The following is a 16,851-nucleotide window of genomic DNA, read 5'->3' on the forward strand; positions in this document are numbered from 1 at the left end:
GCAATTGGGGACGGTCCGGGAGTTGCCGTCGCCCTATCACGTCTTCAGCAAAAGCGGAAGGTCTCTATTCTTCCAGCGGGAGTTCGTCCGGCTCGTCAAAATCGCTGGTGCCGCGCCGGCTGAGTTTGGCCGTCGCCGTCTTGCGGAACTGCCACCCTACGGAGGGGGCCTCGAGCACGGCACCGGAGATCACGATCTGCTCGGTCTTGCGGTGGCCGTAGACATCCGAAAGATAGATGCTTTCTTCCAGCATGACCTCGGTCCCGGGCGCTTCGAATTCCCAGGCTTCGCCGTCCCTGCACACCAGGAGCACCGCTGATCCGCCGCGGATGAGCGAGCTGCGCAGGCCCGGATGCAGGTGAAAGCGGATTGCGTAGCGGTTTTCGCTGTCCACAGGACCGATTGCCGAAAACGTGTCGATGCCATCCAGGACCGTGCCGTCGCCTGCAAGGCGAATGTCACGCTCATGCAGGACATGGAACTCGCTGGCATAACCATCATGGGAGGCCGTGATCCGGCTGCCGGCCACATCGTCTTCCCGTTCAACCGGCACCCTGACCGGACCGGACAGGATGGGTGCGCCCAGAATGTGCCCGAACGGCCGGTTCGACAGGAACCGGCAGGAGGACGTATCCTCGATCACCGCCGTGGAATGGGCAGGCGTCGAGCGGCTGACCCGGCGCCAGGCCGGATTGGACTTGGGCGAGACGCCGCAATTGACCACGATCCGGTTGTTGCCGGAGGAGAATTCGAACGAAAGACAGCCTGCATGAGCGTCGCCGGAAACGCCGATGGCCGGGGCAGGGCCGGTGTCGATCAGGACAACGGAATTGCCACCGGTTAAGCGCTGATAGCCCGAATGCGGCGCATTCTGCGGTGGGGCGCCCCGTGCATCGTCATAGGCAAGGATGGTGGCGACAAGATCGCTCGGCGTCGAGCCCATGCCGTTGAAATGGGCAAGGGCCCCGTCGCCATGACGGAAGAAGCGCAGCAGTGGCATCATCCGGTCCACCGACTGCACCATCGCCGGTGGAACCTCCAGCCCTTGCGCTACGAAGGCCTGGCGAACCGGCAGCAGGTCCGCGAGAATGTCGATCAGCGCTTTCGGATTGCGCGAGATATGGCCGCCATCGGGCAGGATCTGGCGTGTCAGCTCCTGATCGAGACGCCGGATGCTCTGGCGTGCAAAGCGGCCCTGTCCGGCCATGGAAATACAGGCGGATGCCATGGCGAGGGCGGCATGCAGGCGCTCGACGCCGTCTTCCGTTTCATTGATGGTCTGGCGCAGGTAACGCACCTGGCGGGCCAGTGACCGCACGAAACTGCGATAGAATTCGTGATCGCCGTCCTGAAGAATGAAGGGAGAATGCGCCAGCCAGGACAGAATGCGGCGGGTCACGACCGACGCTTCCCAGCCGATGTCGTGCCAACGACCGCAAAACTTGATCCAGTCCTCCACCAGTGCCCGGGCATTTTGCCGGGAAATCTGGCTGTCGGCGGCGCGAAGGTCCCGCATCCAGCCGAAGCTGTGAAGCTCACGCTGCCAGTCTTCGTGAACGGCCTGAAGCTCGAACGGAGATCTGCCTTGCGTCTCCACCAGATGGCCGGAGAACAGGAACCGGCCGCCATAGATATCGGCAGCATTGGTCGCGTCGGCAGTGCGCAGATCCTGCGGCGCGATGAGCAGGCGCGCAGGCACAGCCGAAAACGGCTGCATGCGGAACAAAGGCCCGCCATGCATCCATTTCAAGGAGCGTTGCCAAATATGCAGGGCCACAAGCCGCCAGATGCGACTTCTTTCACTCAGGCTTGCAGTATTCACCAAACCATCTCCAAAACTGATGGTTTCTGCGCGTTTATGGGGAATCTCCGGTGTCTAATTCAGGAAACGAACCATTAAGGTTAGCATTTCATTTAAAGAATCATTGCAAGTGAACAGTTTATTCCACGTTAAAACCGGCGGAACCTTGCGGCAAAAAAGCCGTCCATGCCCTTGCTTACCGGATCCAAGGCGGCGCTATGGCAGGGCAGACAACGAAGATAACCTTCATTTGTGACACATTCGGCAAGACCGCCCACCTCTGAGGCCTCGACCGGAACCAGTTCGATTTTTCCGGCCTGCCGCTCCAGAAAACCGGCCACCTGGGCTTCGCCTTCCGCCGCTTCCAGCGAACAGGTACAATAGACGACCAGCCCACCCGGCTTGACCCAGCCCATCACCCTGTCCAGCAATTCGCTCTGGATTTCCGTCAGCTTTTCAATGTCGTAAGGCTTCTTGATCCAGGGCACATCGGGGTGCCGGCGGATCGTGCCTGTCGCGCTGCAGGGCGCATCGAGCAGGATTGCATCAAAGAGATCCTCCGGCTCAAAGGCCCGCAAATCCGCCGCAACCGTTTCAACACTCAGGCCGAGCCGCGTCATGTTTTCTTCAAGACGTTTCAGGCGCGCCTTTGAAATATCGACCGCGGTTACGCTGGCACCCGCGGCCGCCAACTGTGCGGTCTTGCCGCCCGGTGCAGCGCAAAGATCGGCAACACGCAGATCCTTCACGTCACCAAGAAGCCGGGCGGGAAGCGCCGCGGCGGCATCCTGCACCCACCACTGGCCGTCGCCGTAGCCTTCAAGTGCATCGACAGCGCCCTTGCGCACGAGTCGGATGCTGCCCGCACCCACAATCTGGCCGTCCAGTTTCCGGGCCCATTCTTCCGGATCCGCTTTCACCGACAGATCAAGCGCCGCTTCGCTTTCGTGAGCCCGCGCGATCTCGCGCGCTGTCTCCACTCCATAGGCTGCCTGCCAGCTTTCCATCAGCCAGTCCGGTGTGTTCAGCACCGCCGGATCGAGATCACCGGTCACTTCGTCCCGCTCGCGCCCGAGCCGGCGCAACACACCGTTGACCAGGCCCTTGTAAGGACGAGCCCGGCGGTCGAGACCGGCATGATCAACAGCAAGAGAGACGGCAGCACGGTCCGGAATGTCGAGAAACAGCATCTGGGCAATGGCCACATGCAGGATATCCAGGATCCGGCCTGTCTTTTCCGGGATCGGCCGATCAAGCAACCGATCCAGGATTTCAGCGATTTCACCCCGGTGGCGCAAGGCTGCGCCAATGATTGCGCGAACCAGCGAACGATCGTTGCCGGCCAGCGCCCGAAATCCGGAGTGGCCTGACGTGATATCCAATTCGCCATCGAGAGGCCGTTTCTTGTGAACGACATTGCCAAGAATATCGGCAGCCACCTTGCGTGCGGCAAACCCCGGCTTTTCGGCCTGTTCGGGTGCCGGTTTGCCTGAAGGTTTCTGTTTGTTGTTCGGCCGTTTGGTCAAGGCTCAATCCATTTACGCGCCCGGCCCTGCTGTTACGGCCGGTATCAAAATCAAGCGCCGCAGACCGGTCTGCCGGTCGCGGCGCATCTGGTCATACTAAAGCCGGGTGGTCATCCGGCAAAGTTGTTTTTGTCAAAGAAGCTGACGTTCCGGGGGACTGTGGCCTATCCCCACGGCCCTTTTGGACGGCGCGGCGCGGAGGAAGGCCCCGTCGGACCGGCGCCGCTCCACGGGCCGGCCTGCTGTGGAGCCTGGCGGGTAAATGACATGGGACCGCTTCTGCCGCCCCTGCCACCGGTGCCCAGACCTGCATCCGACAGCTTGCGCAGTTCGTCGATCCGGTTCTGGGTGTTCGGGTGGGTGGAGAACAGATTGTCCATCCGCTCGCCTGACAACGGGTTCATGATGAACATATGTGCGGTTGCCGGGTTCGCTTCCGCGTCCGGGTTATGGATGTGCTCCACCCCGCGCGAGATCTTCGCAAGTGCTGAAGCCAGCCACATGGGTTCGCCGCAGATCTGGGCGCCCATCCGGTCGGCCGCATATTCGCGCGTCCGGGAGATCGCCATCTGCACGACCATTGCCGCCAGCGGTGCCACGACCATCATCAGGATAACCCCGACGATGCCCAGCGGATTGTTGCGGTTGCCGCCGAAGAAGAAGGCAAAGTTGGCCAGCATGGAAATCGCACCGGCGATTGTCGCCGTGATCGTCATGATCAGCGTGTCGTGGTTCTTCACATGGGCCAGCTCATGGGCCATCACACCGGCAATCTCCTCGGGCGTCAGCATGTCGAGCAGGCCCGTCGTTGCCGCGACGGCAGCGTTTTGCGGGTTGCGGCCGGTCGCAAAGGCATTCGGCTGCGGATTGTCGATGATGTAGACCTTGGGCATCGGCAACTCGGCATTCTGCGCCAGCTGCCGTATCATCCGGTAGAACTCCGGCGCTTCGCGCTCACCCACTTCCCTGGCATGATGCATGCGCAGGACCATCTTGTCCGCGTTCCAGTAACTGAACAGGTTCATGGCGGCCGCAATAAGCAGCGCGATCAGCATGCCCGACTGACCGCCGATCATGAAACCGATCCCCATGAACAAGGCGGTCATCCCCGCCAGAAGCATTGCCGTGCGAATGTAGTTCATCGCCGCTTGTTTCCGTTTCTGTCCTGTTTTCGACTGCCTGCAAGAAGGCGCATAATGGCCTTTGTATCCGTCCAACAGATGGGGAGTGCTGCCATTCTTGGCAAGATTACCCTATATACGCCAGACAAGACTGCAAATTGAACGACCCGAAGAGCCATGACAGAAACACCGGACAACCCGACGAGCCGCTACAGCCAGAACGAGGCTCCCTCCCTGAAGACCAATGTCGAGGAAGCTCCGAAGCGGAAATTCGAGGACCTGCCACCGGCAGCCCAGCGCGCCCTGAAGGAACCCGAAGAACGGCGCAAGGAAATCGACGCAAGACAGCAGAACATGGCCGAAGAAGTCAACGGACGCGGCGGCCTGGAACCCACCCGCTACGACGATTGGGAGATCAAGGGACTGACCTCGGATTTCTGAGGGAATTTTCAGCCGGTCTGCCTGTCGGAGACAGCTCTAACCGCGGCAGGCAATCCAGTCTGCCAACTCAGTTTGCCAGCTTGCACACTTCCGCTGCCACTGCCTTGGCGAGATCGGCCTGCGGCTCCGCATCGAAATGGACGGCATCAACCGGGCTGGCGGAAATCACCGTTCCTGTATCGAAGAAAGCTGCACCATATTCAGCCGCCTTCTCCCGGTAGCAGGCGGCCAGGCGATGGGATTCCGTGACGCTCTGTTCGCTGAACTGTGCCACGAAGGGTGTGCCTGCCAGCGGTGCCAGCGGCGGCGGTGACATCAGCAGCACCTTTGGCGCCCGGCCTTCGACATCGTCGGTTGGCCTGCGGGCAAAATCCAGGAGGCGCCCCATGGCAATCGCGATCGTTTCCGCGTTCATGCAGAACCGGGCCTGAAGGTCGTTGGTGCCGAGCATGATGATCAGAATGTCGATCGGCATATGCGTCTTGCGAACCGTCGCCAGATGCGCAAGACCGTTCTTGTCGCCCTTGACCGGATCTTCGAACACGGTTGTTCGGCCGTTGACGCCTTCTTCGGCCACATAAAACCCGTCACCCAGTTCTTTCTGCAGAAGCCGGGTCCAGCGGATGTCGTGGCCATACCTGGATTTGTCGACCGGATTGAATCCCCAGGTGAGAGAATCGCCGAAGCAAACGACGCTTATCGGATTTTTTGTTGTTTTCGACATCGTAGAACCTGTCCAAGTAGGCGCGCTCTGAAAAAGGTCAGGCATATTTCATTTTTGCCGACCGCGCCGATGCCTTCAATTTCTACAGAGTCTTCGTTGACGATCAAGGACTTCCGGGCAATTCCCGCCAACCAAGGACGGAGGGGTGAAATTGTCCCTTTGGACAGGTCAGACGCCCGGGCAGGCAGTGCGGGAAAATCCGCAACCATTTGCAGCATTTCCTGTGCCCTGCCCCGCTTGGTTAATAAGGGATTTACCACACCGGCTATAGGGTCTGAGCAAAGTTATGCGTAACGAGTGCCGGATCATTCATGCTTGCCAGCAAAAAAGCCTACCAGCGCGGTGTGTCCCTGCCGAGCTCCAATCCGTTTCAACGCCTTGCCGAGCTCCTGAGCGGCGAGACACCGGGGCTCGACCCGATTGTCATGACGATTGGCGAACCGCAACACGCCATTCCTGATTTTACCGCGGAAGTTCTGGCTGAAAATATGGCCGGTTTCCGCCGTTATCCACCGATCGACGGCTCACCTGAATTCCGTTCGGCCGTCGCATCCTGGCTGGATCGCCGATACAATCTGGGTGGGTTGATCGACGCCGACCATGGTGTGCTGCCACTGAATGGATCCCGCGAAGGACTTTCCTTCGGCGCCATCGCCGCCCGTGATCAGCTGAACAAGGGCCTCGACCACCCTGTGGTGATTCTGCCCAACCCGTTCTACCAGACCTATGCTGCCGCAGCGCATGTCGCCGATGCGGAGGCCGTGCTGCTCGACGCGATTGCGGGAAACAATTTTCTGCCGGATCTCGACAGCCTCGATGCGGAGCTGCTGGAAAGGACCGTCGCCTTTTATGTCGCCTCGCCTACAAATCCGGAAGGGTTTATGGCCGATACCGCCTATTGGCAGCGCCTGATCGGTCTCGCCCGCAAGCATCGCTTCTATATCTTTGCAGACGAATGCTATTCGGAAATCTATCGCGAGACGCCGCCAATCGGCATTCTGGAAGCGGCCAGGGATCTGAATGAAGAGCAGGGCGGCGGCTTTGCCAACATCATCGTCCTCAATTCTCTGTCCAAACGCTCCAACCTGGCGGGTCTGCGCTGCGGCTTTGCGGCAGGCGATCCCGAGTTCCTGAAAAAATGGGCAAAGTTCAGAGGCCTTGCCGCACCGCAGGTGCCGCTGCCGGCACAGGCAGTTGCCGTCCGGGCCTATCAGGACGAATCCCACGTCATTGAAAACCGCAGGCTCTACAACGAAAAATTCGAAGTTGCCGAAAAACACCTCGGCCCGATCCTTGGGCCGGTCACGCCTGACGCCGGGTTCTTCCTGTGGCTGGATATCAGCCGCTGGGGCGACGCCGTTGCGGTCACGAAGGCACTCTGGACCGAAATCGGGCTCAAGGTACTGCCGGGCAGCTACCTTGCCTCGGACCAGTCGGACGGCAGCAATCCGGGGCGGAACTATATTCGCATCAGCCTGACGGCTCCTCTTGAGCAGACAGAGATCGCTCTGGAGCGTCTGGCAAAATGGTTGGGGGACAAGGCATGAGGCGGGCCAGCGCAGTTCGCGGCAACGGCCGCAGATCTTCGGTTGACCTTCTGGACACCGAGAGCCCACTGAAGCGGTTCATCCGGCGCAATCTTGTCGGGGCCGCGGGCCTCGGTATCATCGCTCTGGCGGCAATGCTGGCGGCAAGCCTTGCAACCTGGTCCGTCAGCGACCCGAGCTTCAATCATGCCACCGGTGGCCAGGTGCGCAACGCCCTGGGAACACCGGGCGCTGTTCTTGCAGACATTCTGATGCAGACAATCGGCCTGGCGACGGCCGTGTTCCTGATTCCTCTGGTTCTGTGGGGCTGGCGGCTTCTGACCGGCCACGCGCTTGGCATCGGCCGCAAGCGCCTGGTCTACTGGCTGATCGGCACAAGCCTTGCCGCAGGTGCCCTGGCGTCGCTGCCGGTTCCCGAAAGCTGGCCGCTGCCGACCGGTCTCGGCGGCTTTTTCGGCGACACCGTTCACCATTTGCCTGCGCTCGTTACCGACAACATGACAAGCGGCGCCGCCACGATCGTCGGCGTGCTTGGTCTTGGCGTACCGGCTATCCTGTGCCTGCTGGCAGCTGCCGGTTGGCTGGGCAGCATCGGCGCTCCGTCCGAACGGATCGAGCCTGTGGCCGGCCCTGTCGGTCACGGCAAGGCCGCCGAGCATGAACTCGACTTTGACGACGACGATGGCGAGTCCCGCATCGGTATCTTCATGAGTGCCTTCGTCGGCCAGATGGAGCATTTCGGTCTTCAGGCTGCCGCACAGGTGCGCCGGTTGACCGGCCTGAAGCGCAGCCAGGCCCAGGATGAAGAAGAATACTGGGACGAGGATGAGGACGACACCGACTACGAGCCGGAAGACACCCGCCAGGGCAGCCGTCTGAAGGCATTCCGCAAGGCCCTTGCCGGCCGGTTGATGCCGCAGGATGACGACGGCCTGGACGACTTCTATCAGCGTGGCCGTCATGCGGACGAGGGTGACGAACCCTACGCAGAAGAATACTACGACGAGGAAGGCGATACCTTCGAGCCGGACGATCTGATGATCGACAAGGGCCCCGTCAACGGTCGTCCCGCGGTCCCGGTCGGCATTGCCGCGCCGGAGGCTCAGCAGGCGCCTGCGCAACCGGCAGCGAACGGCCGCGTCATTCCGCAGGCACCGCGTCCGAAGCAGAGCAAACGTGCGATCGAGGAAGCCCAGCCATCCTTCCTCGGAGCCCCGGAAGAGTACGAATTGCCTCCGCTGCGGCTGCTGGCCGAGCCGAAGGTGGCCGGCAAGGTGCCGGGTCTGTCCGCCGATGCGCTGGAGCAGAATGCCCGCATCCTGGAAGGCGTGCTTGAGGATTTCGGTGTTCGCGGCGAAATCATCGAGGTTCGCCCCGGTCCGGTCGTGACCCTGTACGAACTGGAACCGGCACCTGGCATCAAGTCCTCGCGTGTCATCGGCCTTGCGGACGACATCGCCCGCTCCATGAGCGCGATTTCCGCCCGTGTGGCGGTGATCCCGGGCAAGAACGCCATCGGTATCGAACTGCCGAATGCCCGCCGTGAGACGGTTTACCTGCGTGAACTGCTGGCCGCCCAGGACTTCGAAAAGTCCAAGGCCAAGCTGGCACTGGCCCTGGGCAAGACCATCAACGGCGAAAGCGTTGTCGCGGATCTTGCCCGCATGCCTCACCTGCTTGTGGCCGGTACCACCGGCTCGGGCAAGTCGGTCTCGATCAACACCATGATCCTGTCGCTGCTCTACCGGCTGACGCCCGAGCAGTGCAAGATGATCATGATCGACCCCAAGATGCTGGAACTGTCGATCTACGACGGCATTCCGCATCTGCTGACACCGGTTGTGACCGATCCGAAGAAAGCCGTCGTCGCCTTGAAGTGGACCGTCCGCGAGATGGAAGACCGCTACAAGAAGATGTCCAAGATGGGCGTCCGCAACATCGACGGCTACAACACCCGCATCAAGCAGGCGCTGGAAAAGAACGAAACATTCACCCGCACCGTTCAAACCGGCTTCGACCGCGACACCGGCCAGCCGATCTACGAAGAAGAGCAGCTGCCGCTCGAGGCGATGCCGTATATCGTCGTCATCGTCGACGAGATGGCCGACCTGATGATGGTGGCAGGCAAGGACATCGAAGGTGCTATCCAGCGCCTGGCTCAGATGGCCCGCGCCGCCGGTATTCACCTGATCATGGCCACGCAGCGGCCGTCGGTGGATGTCATTACCGGCACCATCAAGGCCAACTTCCCGACCCGTATCTCCTTCCAGGTGACGTCGAAGATCGACAGCCGCACCATCCTGGGTGAAATGGGCGCCGAACAGCTTCTGGGCATGGGCGACATGCTCTACATGGCCGGCGGCGGGCGCATCCAGCGTGTGCACGGGCCGTTCGTCTCCGACGACGAAGTCGAGGATATCGTCAAGCACCTGAAGGTTCAGGGCACGCCGCAATATCTGGAAGCCGTGACCGAGGAAGATGACGAGGCCGAAAGCCCCTACGACGGTGGCGGCGGACTTGCAGGCGGCGAGGAGGGCAACGATCTGTACGACAAGGCGGTTGCCATCGTGCTGCGCGACAAGAAGGCGTCGACCTCCTATGTGCAGCGGCGCCTTTCGATCGGCTACAACCGTGCTGCTTCGCTGATTGAGCGGATGGAAAACGAAGGCCTGATCAGCGCCGCCAACCATGCCGGAAAACGCGAAATTCTCGTGCAGAACGGCGTGGAAGAAGATTTTTGATGGTAAACTGCCAAAGCTTTGCCACACACGCTCCCTAGCTAGGGGGAAACGTGTCACACAGAGAACGATTTAGGACATTGCATCATGCTGAAACGCTTCGCTTCCCGCCTGATCAAACCTATGCTGGCAGCCGGTATTGCTGCGGCTCTGTCCCTGTCGGCACTGCTGCCCGCCGCGGCGCTGACCGAGCAGGAACAAAATGCCCTCAGGGATCTCAACTCCTATTTCAACTCGGTGAAGACCATGCATGGCGACTTCATCCAGTTCGGTCCTGACGGAAACCAGTCCGACGGCAAGTTCTACATGGCCCGCCCGGGAAAGGTGCGCTTCTACTACAACAAGCCTTCCGTGCTCGACATTGTGGCCGACGGCAAGTCGGTGTCCGTGCGCGACCGCAAGCTGAACACCCAGGACATCTGGCCTCTTGGCCAGACGCCGCTGCGCTTCCTGCTGTCCGACGACATCGACCTGCAGAAGGACACCAACGTCACCAACGTTCTGGTGGAAGAAGACCTGATTACCGTCACGATCCTGGACAAGACCAAGTTCAATTCCGGTACGCTGACGCTGATCTTCGATGCCAAGGACTACGCATTGAAGCAGTGGACCGTTACCGACCAGCAGGGCTACGACACCTCCGTTGCGGTCTATAATGTTGTGTCCAACGGCCCGACCAATCCGGACCTTTTCAAGATCGATTATCTGGCCAACGCCCGCCAGAAAAACAACTGACAGCCCGGCTGGCCCCAGCATGACGGAAACGGCCGGCCGGCGCGCACTCGTCTTTGACCTGCTTGAGGCCTATTGCGCCCGCAAAGGCTACCGCCTGACGGCGGGCGACGGCCATGGCCATGCCGGCATGGTCGAAAGCCCGTCCGGCAAGCGCTGGTTCTTCAAGGGCACAAGGTTCGACCTCAACACGCTCGGCGCAGCGGAAATCGCAACCGACAAGGCCTATGCTGCGGCCTTTCTGAAGGCCGCAGGCCTGACAGTGCCGGACGGACTTCTGGTTTTCGCACACGACATCCGCACGAGCCGAACTGCGCCGCAAGACCTTCTGGATTTTGCCGAGAACCAGGGGTTCCCGCTTTACGTCAAACCGAACTGTGGTCGGGAAGGGCGGGACGTAGTGCGGGTCGACACCAGTCACACCCTTCAAACGGCCCTGCAAACCCTCGCCAAGAGCAACGACCAGCTGCTGGTGCAACCGGAAATCCGCGGACAGGAACTGAGAATTATCGTTCTGGACGACGATGTGCTGTGCGCCATCGAACGCCATCCGCCTCAGATCACGGGTAACGGTCATCGCAGCATTGCCGAGATCATCGGCGCCGATCCGCGCTTCGACGCTGCCGACCCCCGCCTCGTCCTCGAACTGCAGCAACAAGGGCTGATGCTGGAAACGGTTCCCGCGCCAGGCCAGACGGTCACGCTTCTGCCCGTGGTCAATCTGTCCGCGGGCGGCACGGCCAGAATTGTCACCGGCTCGCTCGCCCCGGACCTTGCAACCCTTGCCCGCGAGGCCGCACAGGCCCTGTCTCTGCGCTATGCCGCCGTTGACCTGATCTTGCCAACTGCGGCCAACGCAGAACCTGTTGTTCTGGAAGTCAACGCCGCGCCAGGTCTCGGCAACCTCGCCCGGCAGGGGTCTGAAGAGACCGCAGTGGTGAAGCATATCTACGAGCGTGTGTTCGAAGCGACATTCGCCGAATAGATCCCGCTGACCCCGGGAGCCCTGCGCGTCTAATCGCCTGGGAAGGCTGCGCCAAAGCAGGCTGCCGACAAAACTTGACCTTGGCGGGTGGGTTTTCAGATCCTACATGGAGCTCCAACGGAGATATCCATGCAGCATTTTTCCCTTCTCGATCTGTCCCCTGTGCCGGAAGGCAAGACAGCGGCCGCGGCTCTGGCAAACACGGTCGATCTGGCGCGGTCCGCGGAACAAGCAGGCTACCATCGCTACTGGCTGGCCGAGCATCACAACATGCCGGGCATCGCCAGCGCCGCTACATCCCTTGTCATCGGCCAGGTGGCGGCAGCAACCTCCACCATGCGCGTCGGCGCGGGCGGTATCATGCTGCCCAACCACTCGCCGCTGATCATCGCCGAGCAATTCGGCACGCTGGCAACGCTGTACCCGGGCCGGATCGACCTGGGCCTGGGCCGCGCCCCGGGCACGGACATGGCGACGGCCAGGGCCCTGCGTCGCCACATGGCCGGTGAAGACAGTTTTCCGCAGGATGTCCAGGAGCTGATGGGCTATTTCAGACCCGCTTCTGAAACCAGCAGGGTGCGCGCGATCCCGGGCGAAGGCACGCAGGTACCGATCTGGATCCTTGGCTCGAGCCTTTACGGGGCGCAACTCGCGGCGGCCTTCGGGCTGCCCTATGCCTTTGCCTCCCATTTCGCACCGGACATGCTGGAAGAAGCGCTGGAGATCTACCGGGCAACCTTCCAGCCCTCACCGCAGCTCGCCAGACCGCATGTGATGGTGGCAGCTGGCGTATTTGCTGCCGACACCGACGAAGAGGCAGATTACCTGCGCTCTTCCCAGTTGCTCGCTTTCGCCCGGTTGCGCATGGGCAACCCCGGCAAACTGCCCCTGCCGGTGGAAAATGTCCCCGCCGAAATTCCGCCCGCCGTTCTGGCGCAGGTCGAACACGCCCTGTCCTGCTCGGCAACGGGATCTCCGGCGACGATCCACGACCAATTGTCGGCAATCATCAACCGCTATCAGCCCGACGAACTGATGATCACCGGCATGATCCATGATCACGGCGCCCGCGTGAAATCCTTCCAGCTCGCGGCCGACGTCCTGAAGGATCTCGTGACAGCTTAGTCAACCATCAAAGGCGCTTCGACAAATCTGGGCGGTTTCTTCCAGCCAGTCTTGCCGCTGGGGATAGGAGCTGCCCACAACGGGTCTGAAGACGTGGCGCTCATAATCCAGAGCGCCACAATACGGCAGCACGCACCGGCCCCAGATCAGCTCCAGCGGGTCTCCAAGATCAAGCCGCTCTCGCTCCGCTTCGGTGTCGGACGTGTTGAAGACGACGGCCTTGCGGATCGACAGCAGCCCTTCCGGCAGACCGTCGGCAGTCTGCAGCCGATAGGCAACGCCCGGCACCAGCACGCGGTCCATCCAGCCTGCAAGGATCGCCGGTGGTTTGCCCCACCAGTTCGGATGGACGACCAGCAGACCATCGGCGTTCGAAATACCTTCCCTGTGCCGCGCAACAACGGCATCCTCTGAACGGGACAGCACTTCTTCCAGGGTATCGCCGATCGAGTAGGCTTCCTCTGCTGTCAGACAGGGATCGAACTCTTCGGCGTAAAGATCGTGGTGATCTATCTGGTGCCCCTCGGCCTCCAGAGCATCACGCGCCTGTTTCGACAGTGCATGGCAGAAGCTGTTGTCCCTGGGGTGCGCCAGTAGGGAAAAGATGCGCAACGGCCTGTTTCCTTGATGCAAATTGAAATTACCGGCTCGAAAATGTGCCGGAGCAATTCCTGTTCCCATGACTTCGCAATTCATTTCAGCCGTTTCAACCCTTGCAAGACCATTTGCCTGGTTTGACCTTCTGGACGGCTGTCGAAGGATCGAAATCCGCGCGTAAGCATCTGCTTACGATGCCCGGCGTCAGCAGTCCGTCAATCGACCGAAGCCGAGTTTGCGGCCAATCAGAACGAAGACCGCAACGGTCGCAGAAACCTGATGAAGGACACAATCATGCTGAAGAAATCTCTCGCCGTACTTTGCCTCTGCCTTGCTCCGGTCGCCGCGCAGGCCATGCCCGTCGTTGGAGACATGGTCGGCACCAATCCCGAGGAGGCCACCGCGGCACTGGCCAAGGCCGGTTGCACCGTCAAGGAATTCGAAGCCGAGGACGGCAAGATCGAAGCGAAATGCACCGATGCGCAAAACAAGCTTTGGGAAGTCTACATCGACCCGAAATCCGGCAAGGTCACCAACGTCAAGAACGAAGACTGATCATGGGTGCCTCAAACACCCCGCAATCGAACGAGGGGGCGCAAAGCCCCCCCGAATTGTGGGATCCGCTGGTGCGTATCAGTCACTGGCTGATCGCAGTCGCGGTGATAGCCAACGGTCTCCTCAACAAGCCGGGTGGCACCATTCACATCTGGATTGGCTGGGGGGTTCTCGCCCTGCTTGCGCTCCGTTTTGTCTGGGGATTTCTCGGACCGGCGGAAGCCAGGTTCTCCGCCTTTCCACCTGATCCGCGCGCTGCGGTGTCTCACCTGATCGATCTCGTTCGCGGTAGCCCGCGCCACTACCGCTCCCATAATCCCGCCGGAGCGATCATGGTCTATGCGCTCTGGGCCTGCCTTGTGGTGGTAACCGGAACCGGCCTTTACATGACCGGCGCCAAGAGCCCCATCACGATTGCCGAGGAAAAGGCGGCGGTTGCCGCCGGAGACTGGTCGGTGCTCGTCAAGGACGACGATGATGAAAAGGGCGAAGACAGCAAGGTGCTGGGGGAAGCTGCAAAGGAAGTTCATGAAATCGCAGCCAACCTGATGCTGGTGCTGGCCCTGATCCATGTCGCAGGTGTCGCAGTTGAAAGTCGCGCGACGAGGCGTAATCTGGTCCGACCCATGCTGGTTGGCCGGATCAAGGACAAATGACATTTACAGGGATCAACCTGCGACAGGGGCGGCGGGAGACAACCGCCCTTGCCGCGTTCATGCTGTTGCAGTCCGTTGCCGCGATCTTTTTTGTCGGCGATGCCTTTACCGATCTTGTAACCGACGTCAGCAGCCCGCATTCCATTTTCGAATTCTTTGTCGCCTTCGTCTTGATCGTCGGCATTTTTCTGGCCGGCTGGCAGTTGCGGCTCACCCTGGAACGACTGCGCAATCAGGAGCGCGCCCTTGGAGCCGCCCGTGGCGACCTTGCCCGGATCATTGACGCCCAGTTTGCCGAATGGGGCCTGACGCCTGCCGAAAGCGATGTCGGCCTCCTGGCCCTTAAAGGCCTGGATCTTTCCGAAATCGCTCAGCTGCGGGGCGCGGCACAGGGAACCGTGCGCGCTCAATTGACCAGAATCTACGCAAAGGCCGGTGTTTCAGGCCGTCACCAGTTCGCGGCCTGGTTCGTTGAGGACCTGCTTCAGGACGGCATTGCGGAGAGGGCCACGGTATCCGCTGAGGCCTGAATCTGTTTGGCGACACCAGAACCTGAACAGATCCCGGACAAATCCCGAATACGACCACTCCGTGCATTAAGCGTAAGTACTATCACAGCTTGGCTCATGGCCGTGTTGCGCCTACTCTGCCAGAGGAACTCACCGAGCGTGTTCAAGGGAGACGGGGATCATGTCTTTTCGACATCTGCTTGCAGGCTTGCCCATCGCACTTCTCATGACGTGCACAACGTCCATGGCGCAAGAGTCAAAACCACCAAACATATTGGTCATCTGGGGCGACGATGTCGGTTGGCAGAATGTTTCCGCCTACGGCATGGGCACCATGGGTTACACCACACCCAACATCGACCGCCTGGCGAATGAAGGCCTCCGCTTCACCGATCACTACGCCCAGCCGAGCTGCACCGCAGGCCGTGCGGCCTTCCTGACCGGTCAGTACCCGATCAGGTCCGGCATGACCACCGTGGGTCAACCCGGGTCGTCGCTCGGTCTGAAAGCAGAATCGCCAACGCTTGCGGAAGAGCTGAATCAGATCGGCTACCGCACGGGACATTTCGGCAAGAACCATCTGGGTGACCGGAACGAGCACCTGCCCACCGTCCATGGCTTCGACGAATTCTTCGGAAATCTCTATCATCTCAACACGCAGGAAGAAGCCGAACAGCGCGACTACCAGCGGTTCGGCGAAGCCTTTTCCGGCAGCCTTGAGGAATACGAGAAGCAGTTCGGAACACGGGGCGTCATACACAGCTTTGCATCGGAAACCTTCGACGATACCGAACAGCCCAGGTTTGGTGTTATAGGCAAGCAGACGGTCGAGGACACCGGTCCGCTCACCCAGGAGCGGATGAAGAACTTCGACGAGGGAGAAGTCATCCCTCTGGCCAAGGACTTCATGAAAAACGCCCAGGAAGCAGGCGAACCGTTCTTTGTCTGGCTGAACACCAGCCGCATGCATCTCTATACGCGGCTGAACGACGAGTGGCGCTACGCCGCAGAAGCCTATACGACCGAAGCCGACTACCACGGCTCGGGCATGCTGCAGCACGATCATGATATCGGCCTGGTGCTGGACTGGCTCGACCAACAGGGCCTGACGGAAAACACCATTGTCTGGTATTCGACCGACAACGGCCCGGAGCATGCCTCCTGGCCTCATGGCGCTACCACCCCGTTCCGGGGCGAAAAGATGACCACCTATGAGGGCGGTGTGCGTGTCATTTCCATGGTGCGCTGGCCGAATGTGCTGGAACCCGGCCAGGTCATGAACGGAATTCAGGCGCACCAGGACATGTTCACTACCCTTGCCGCAGCTGCCGGCATTGAAGACGTGAACGCCGAAGTGATGGCCGAGAAGCAGCAGTTCATCGACGGGGTCAATAACTTGGCTTACTGGAAGGGCGAACAGGCCAATTCCAATCGCACTCACATCTTTCACTATTACGAAAGCGTGCTGACGGCGATCAGGATGGGACCCTGGAAATTCCACTTCTCGACCAAGGAAGACTATTACGCCAACCTGGTTCCGCGGACCGTCCCACTGGTGTTCAACATCCGTGCGGATCCATTCGAGAGCTACGATTCAACCGATGGCTACGGGCATCTGATGCAGAAGGTATCGTGGCTTATCCAGCCGATGGGCGTGCTCATGGGTCAGCATCTACAGAGCCTTGCAGACTATCCCCCGGTCCAGGGCGGGGCGTCGTTCAACATGTCGAACATCGTCGAGGACTTCCTGTCGAAGGGGATGCAGTAGCGCCCCGAACTTCATGACCCGACAAA

At 60.6% G+C, this 16,851-nt stretch carries 15 protein-coding genes; 10 read left to right on the forward strand and 5 right to left on the reverse strand.

Annotation, left to right across the window (positions count from 1 at the left end):
* Positions 1-64: 64 nt before the first annotated feature.
* The 3 genes from ACVDG9_RS24960 to htpX form a co-directional block, all read right to left on the reverse strand.
* A complete protein-coding gene (locus tag ACVDG9_RS24960; protein ID WP_447239365.1) occupies positions 65-1,741 on the reverse strand; it encodes a heparinase II/III family protein in 1,677 nt (558 codons plus the stop codon).
* 209 nt (positions 1,742-1,950) lie between these two features.
* A complete protein-coding gene (gene rsmB / locus ACVDG9_RS24965) occupies positions 1,951-3,327 on the reverse strand; it encodes a 16S rRNA (cytosine(967)-C(5))-methyltransferase RsmB (RefSeq protein WP_447239268.1) in 1,377 nt (458 codons plus the stop codon).
* A 164-nt stretch (positions 3,328-3,491) separates the two neighbouring features.
* Entirely contained in the window at positions 3,492-4,469 is a 978-nt protein-coding gene (htpX, locus tag ACVDG9_RS24970; RefSeq protein ID WP_062491241.1) for a zinc metalloprotease HtpX, read from the reverse strand.
* A gap of 156 nt (positions 4,470-4,625) precedes the next feature.
* Here htpX and ACVDG9_RS24975 point away from each other — a divergent pair, with 156 nt between their 5' ends.
* Positions 4,626-4,889 (forward strand): DUF1674 domain-containing protein, encoded by a 264-nt coding sequence (locus tag ACVDG9_RS24975; RefSeq protein WP_447239269.1) that lies wholly within the window; start codon positions 4,626-4,628, stop codon positions 4,887-4,889.
* Positions 4,890-4,956: 67 nt separating this feature from the next.
* Here ACVDG9_RS24975 and ACVDG9_RS24980 read toward each other — a convergent pair whose 3' ends face one another.
* On the reverse strand, positions 4,957-5,613 hold the full coding sequence (locus tag ACVDG9_RS24980) for an SGNH/GDSL hydrolase family protein (protein ID WP_447239270.1): 657 nt from the start codon (positions 5,611-5,613) through the stop codon (positions 4,957-4,959).
* Positions 5,614-5,924: 311 nt separating this feature from the next.
* On the opposite strand from ACVDG9_RS24980, the gene ACVDG9_RS24985 reads away from it, so the two are divergent.
* The 5 genes from ACVDG9_RS24985 to ACVDG9_RS25005 all read left to right on the forward strand — a co-directional run bounded on the left by ACVDG9_RS24985 (position 5,925) and on the right by ACVDG9_RS25005 (position 12,740).
* Positions 5,925-7,160 (forward strand): aminotransferase class I/II-fold pyridoxal phosphate-dependent enzyme, encoded by a 1,236-nt coding sequence (locus ACVDG9_RS24985; protein WP_447239271.1) that lies wholly within the window; start codon positions 5,925-5,927, stop codon positions 7,158-7,160.
* Positions 7,157-9,901 carry a DNA translocase FtsK gene (locus ACVDG9_RS24990; RefSeq protein ID WP_447239272.1) on the forward strand — a complete coding sequence of 915 codons (2,745 nt, stop codon included), beginning with the start codon at positions 7,157-7,159 and terminating at the stop codon, positions 9,899-9,901. Before ACVDG9_RS24985 ends, ACVDG9_RS24990 begins: the two co-directional genes overlap by 4 nt.
* An 84-nt stretch (positions 9,902-9,985) precedes the next feature.
* Positions 9,986-10,633 (forward strand): outer membrane lipoprotein carrier protein LolA, encoded by a 648-nt coding sequence (locus ACVDG9_RS24995; RefSeq protein WP_023002553.1) that lies wholly within the window; start codon positions 9,986-9,988, stop codon positions 10,631-10,633.
* A gap of 19 nt (positions 10,634-10,652) precedes the next feature.
* The gene (locus ACVDG9_RS25000) at positions 10,653-11,615 is read left to right on the forward strand and encodes an ATP-dependent carboxylate-amine ligase (RefSeq protein ID WP_447239273.1); all 963 of its coding nucleotides are present in this window, start codon (positions 10,653-10,655) and stop codon (positions 11,613-11,615) included.
* A 129-nt stretch (positions 11,616-11,744) separates the two neighbouring features.
* Entirely contained in the window at positions 11,745-12,740 is a 996-nt protein-coding gene (locus ACVDG9_RS25005) for an LLM class flavin-dependent oxidoreductase (RefSeq protein ID WP_168687314.1), read from the forward strand.
* On the opposite strand, the gene ACVDG9_RS25010 is transcribed toward ACVDG9_RS25005, so the two are convergent.
* The gene (locus ACVDG9_RS25010; RefSeq protein ID WP_447239274.1) at positions 12,741-13,352 is read right to left on the reverse strand and encodes an NAD(P)H-dependent oxidoreductase; all 612 of its coding nucleotides are present in this window, start codon (positions 13,350-13,352) and stop codon (positions 12,741-12,743) included.
* Between the two features lie 279 nt (positions 13,353-13,631).
* On the opposite strand from ACVDG9_RS25010, the gene ACVDG9_RS25015 reads away from it, so the two are divergent.
* From ACVDG9_RS25015 to ACVDG9_RS25030, 4 genes are all read left to right on the forward strand, one after another.
* Positions 13,632-13,892, forward strand: coding sequence for a PepSY domain-containing protein (locus ACVDG9_RS25015; protein WP_031270036.1), 261 nt, complete (start codon positions 13,632-13,634; stop codon positions 13,890-13,892).
* 2 nt (positions 13,893-13,894) lie between these two features.
* Complete coding sequence (locus ACVDG9_RS25020) at positions 13,895-14,548, forward strand: cytochrome b/b6 domain-containing protein (protein ID WP_209170819.1); 654 nt, start codon at positions 13,895-13,897, stop codon at positions 14,546-14,548.
* Complete coding sequence (locus tag ACVDG9_RS25025) at positions 14,545-15,078, forward strand: helix-turn-helix transcriptional regulator (protein WP_447239276.1); 534 nt, start codon at positions 14,545-14,547, stop codon at positions 15,076-15,078. The genes ACVDG9_RS25020 and ACVDG9_RS25025 overlap by 4 nt, the downstream gene beginning before the upstream one ends.
* 160 nt (positions 15,079-15,238) lie before the next feature.
* Positions 15,239-16,825 (forward strand): arylsulfatase, encoded by a 1,587-nt coding sequence (locus ACVDG9_RS25030; RefSeq protein ID WP_447239277.1) that lies wholly within the window; start codon positions 15,239-15,241, stop codon positions 16,823-16,825.
* The last annotated feature ends 26 nt before the right edge of the window (positions 16,826-16,851 follow it).

This window comes from Roseibium sp. RP-7 (genome assembly GCF_053005225.1).